Source organism: Hydrogenophaga taeniospiralis CCUG 15921 (assembly GCF_001592305.1).
Classification (GTDB): Bacteria; Pseudomonadota; Gammaproteobacteria; order Burkholderiales; family Burkholderiaceae_C; genus Hydrogenophaga; species Hydrogenophaga taeniospiralis.
The window spans coordinates 1-3,585 of record NZ_BCWR01000031.1; the positions used below are offsets into that span (position 1 = coordinate 1).

At 69.8% G+C, this 3,585-nt stretch carries 4 protein-coding genes; all 4 read right to left on the reverse strand.

What is annotated here, in order from left to right; translation table 11 throughout:
* Positions 1-248: hypothetical protein (locus HTA01S_RS25795; protein ID WP_218017390.1), on the reverse strand; the 248-nt coding region annotated here is incomplete at its 3' end.
* A 26-nt stretch (positions 249-274) separates the two neighbouring features.
* Complete coding sequence (locus HTA01S_RS24300; RefSeq protein WP_068176615.1) at positions 275-1,597, reverse strand: sigma-54-dependent transcriptional regulator; 1,323 nt, start codon at positions 1,595-1,597, stop codon at positions 275-277.
* The gene (locus tag HTA01S_RS24305) at positions 1,578-3,362 is read right to left on the reverse strand and encodes a sensor histidine kinase (protein WP_068176618.1); all 1,785 of its coding nucleotides are present in this window, start codon (positions 3,360-3,362) and stop codon (positions 1,578-1,580) included. Before HTA01S_RS24305 ends, HTA01S_RS24300 begins: the two co-directional genes overlap by 20 nt.
* Before the next feature lie 79 nt (positions 3,363-3,441).
* Entirely contained in the window at positions 3,442-3,582 is a 141-nt protein-coding gene (locus tag HTA01S_RS25005; RefSeq protein WP_322788373.1) for a TAXI family TRAP transporter solute-binding subunit, read from the reverse strand.
* Between the last annotated feature and the right edge of the window lie 3 nt (positions 3,583-3,585).

Below are 3,585 nucleotides of genomic sequence, written 5' to 3' on the forward strand. Positions count from 1 at the left end.
AGGGCGTTGCCCGTGACCAGGGCCGCGCCGGCCGACAGCAGCAAGGCACAGGAACCCACGAGGGTGCGGAATTTTTTCATGCTTGTCTCCAAATGGTGTTTGCGAAATGTCCGCCAGCCCGGGGAGGGCGTGCGCGACAGGGTAACGGTTAGCAAATACCCGGCCAGTGTCTGCGCATGTCCCAAGTCCTTGATTCTTAAGGAAACCCCGCTTTTGGGGTGTGTGGTTATCCCGAATGGCGGGGTCATGGGTGGCGGATTTCCGCACACCCGGCTCACGGGCGAAACCGAGCGGGGTCGATGTGGTGACGCGCGATCTTGTCGTATAGGGTCTTGCGCGGCAGTTGGAGGCGCTCCGCGGCCAGCGACACATTGCCCTGGCATTCGCTCAGGGCCTGGGCCAGCAGGCGCTGCTCGAACGCGTCCATCTGCGTGCCCAGCGATGGCGCCGCGGCTGCATCGGCCTCGCGCTGCTCGTGGGCCGGCTCCAGGCCGAGGCACAAACGTTCGGCCACGTTGCGCAGCTCCCGCACATTGCCCGGCCAGTCGTGCGCCATCCAGCGGCCCAGGGTCGCGGGCGTCAGGGTGGGCGGCGTGGTGTGGTAGCGCTCGGCGGACAGCCGCAGGCAGTGCGCCAGCAGCAGGGGGATGTCGTCGCGGCGCTCGCGCAGGGGCGGCAGCTCGATGGTGGCCACGTGCAACCGGTAGTAGAGGTCGTGCCGGAACTGGCCGGCGTCCGACAAGGCCTTGAGGTCGGCCTTGGCCGCGGCGATGAAACGGCAGTCGATGCGCACCGATTCGTTGCCGCCCAGCCGTTCGATCACGCGCTCCTGCAGCACGCGCAGCAGCTTGACCTGCTGGGACATGGGCAGGCTTTCGATCTCGTCGAGCAGCACCGTGCCGCCGCGCGCGTGTTCGAGCTTGCCCACGCGCCGGCGCGTCGCGCCGGTGAAGGCGCCGGCCTCGTGGCCGAACATCTCACTCTCGAAGATCGACTCGGGCAGGGCGCCGCAGTTGATGGCCACGAAGGGGCCGGTGCGGCCCGAGGCGTCGTGAATGGCCCGGGCCACCACCTCCTTGCCGGTGCCGGTTTCCCCGCGCAGCAGGACGTCGACCTGGGTCGGCGCCAGCGCCGAGACGCGTCGGCGCACCTCGATCATGGCGGGCGTCTGGCCCACCAGGCCCTGCCCGTGCTGCGCCTCCACCAAGGCCTGCAGGCGCCGGTTTTCCAGCACCAGGCCGCGTTTTTCCAGCGCCCGCCGGATCACGTCCGCCAGGCGCTCCGACGAGAACGGCTTTTCCAGGAAGTCGTAGGCGCCCAGGTGCATGGCCTCGACCGCCATGCGGATGTCGCCGTGTCCGGTCATCAGGATGACGGGCACCTCGCTGTCGAGTTCGCGCACGCGGCGCAGCAGGGCAAAGCCGTCTTCGTCGGGCAGGCGCACGTCGCTCAGGATCGCCGCCGCGGGCTCGCTGGCGAACTGTTGCAGTGCGGCGCCCACGCTGGTGGCCTGGCGGGTTTCAATGCCCGCGAGTTGCAGGGCCTGGGTGGCCCCGAGCATGACGATGGGATCGTCTTCAATCAGCAGCACATGCATCGGTGGTTTCCGTTTCAGGTGGGGCGCGGCGCAGGGTCAGGTCGAAGCGCGCCCCGGGTTCGGCCGGGTGGGCGGTGATCTGCCCGCCCATTTCGCGCACGATGGCCTGCGAGAGCGCCAGGCCCAGGCCCAGCCCCTTGCCGCTGGGCTTGGTGGTGAAAAAGGGTTCAAACAGGTGGGCGCGCGCGTCTTCGCTCAGACCCGGCCCGTGGTCGCGCACGGAGAGTGTCACGGTGTCGCCCTCGCTGGCCACGCGCAGCTCGATCAGCCGTTCGGACTGGCCTTCCATGGCGTCCATGCCGTTGCGCAGCAGGTTGACCAGCACCTGCTCCAGGCGCATGCCGTCGCCCAGGATGGCCAGGTCGGTGGCCTCGGTGGTGATGCGCGTGTGGCTGGCCTGGCGCAAGGGTTCGATCAGCATCAGCGCGCCAGCGATCACCTGCCCGAGGGACACCGGCTGCAGGCGGGCCGGCTCTTTGCGAGCAAAGGCCTTGAGCTCGCCCACGATGTTGCCCATGCGGTTGCACAGCCCGCCGATGAGCTGCAGGTTGCTGCTGGCGTTGTCCGGGTCCTGCCGGTGGAGGAACACCGCCGCGTTGTCCGCCAGCGTGCGCAGCGCGGCCAGCGGCTGCGAGAGTTCGTGGCTGATGCCGGCGGCCATCTGGCCCAGCAGGGCGAGCTTGCCGGTCTGCACCGCCACGTCGTTGGCGGCGGTCAGCTCCGCGGTGCGCTCGGCGATGCGGCGTTCCAGTTCGGCGATGGCGCGTGCGCGTTCGCGCGCCATCGCCCGCCGCTCCGACATGCGGCGCCGGTATTGCCAGGCAAAGGCCAGCGCCAGCAATACCAGCGCCAGGCTCAGCCCGACCAGCCCGGCCGCCAGGGCGGCCTGGCGCCTGGGCTGGGCCGGATCGGCGAACAGCAGCATGTGCCAGCCGAAGCGGTCCAGCGGCCGGCCCTGCACGAGATAGCTGCGGCCATCGGCGACCCGCAGGCGTGTCATCGCGTCCGCAGCGTCCCGAACCTGGGGGCTCAGGGACTGGGTGGCGATGTCGCCGTACTGCCGGGTCTCGCGCAGCTTGCGCAGCACCGGTTCGGACAGGGGGTACAGGCTGCGGTAGCGCCAGTCGCGCTGGGCCGCGAGAAACATCACGCCCGCTTCGTCGGCCAGCGCCAGCGGCAGGCCCGCCTCGCGCCAGCGGTCTTCGAATGAGGTCAGGTCCACCTTGACCGCGACCACGCCCTGTATGCGGTCGCGGTCGAGCAGGGGGGCGGCGATGAAGACCCCCGGTTCACCGGTGGTCACGCCCACGCCGTAGAACAGCCCGGTGCGGCCCTCCAGCGCCTGCCGGAAGTAGGGCCGGAAGCGGTAGTTGCGGCCCACGAAGCTGGCCGGCGTGTCCCAGTTGCTCGCGGCCAGGGTGTCGCCGCCGGTGTCCATGAGGTAGATCGCGGCCACGCCGGTGCGCTGCTGGGCGAAGTGCAGGTAGCGGTTGGCTTCGGCCAGACGCGCGGGGTCGTGTGGCGCGCGCAGCACCTGCGCCAGGGCCTGCTCGGCGCCGACCAGGTAAGGCAGGTGCTCGAACTTCTCCACCGAACCCAGCAGATCGCGGGCCTGCAATTGCATCTGGGCCTGCCCCAGGCGTTCGGTTTCCCGCAGCGCCGCCCGGTGGAACTCGGCGTAGGTCAGCCACACGGCCAGGGCCAGCACGAGGCCGGCCCAGACCAGCCAGGCGGCGGGGCTGTGCCACAGGGAACGGAGCTTCATGGCGCGACGCAAAAAAATGGCCCCGGGCAAGTGCCGGGGCCGTCGATCGGGCAACGCCGGCAGCGGCGCTGCACGGGCGTTACTTGATCAGACCGATTTCCTTGTAATAGCGCTCGGCGCCGGGGTGCAGCGGCACGGGCATGCCCTTGATGGCGTTGTCGCGCTTGATGGCCTTGGCCGCGTTGTGGGCGGCGTAGAGCGTGTCGATGTTGTCGTACATGGC

What these genes read in the sequence shown, in the direction of transcription:
- HTA01S_RS24300 (WP_068176615.1), bottom strand. Translation starts at nt 1,597, where the DNA reads ATGCATGTGCTGCTGATTGAAGACGATCCCATCGTCATGCTCGGGGCC.
- HTA01S_RS24305 (WP_068176618.1), bottom strand. Translation starts at nt 3,362, where the DNA reads ATGAAGCTCCGTTCCCTGTGGCACAGCCCCGCCGCCTGGCTGGTCTGG.
- HTA01S_RS25005 (WP_322788373.1), bottom strand. Translation starts at nt 3,582, where the DNA reads ATGTACGACAACATCGACACGCTCTACGCCGCCCACAACGCGGCCAAG.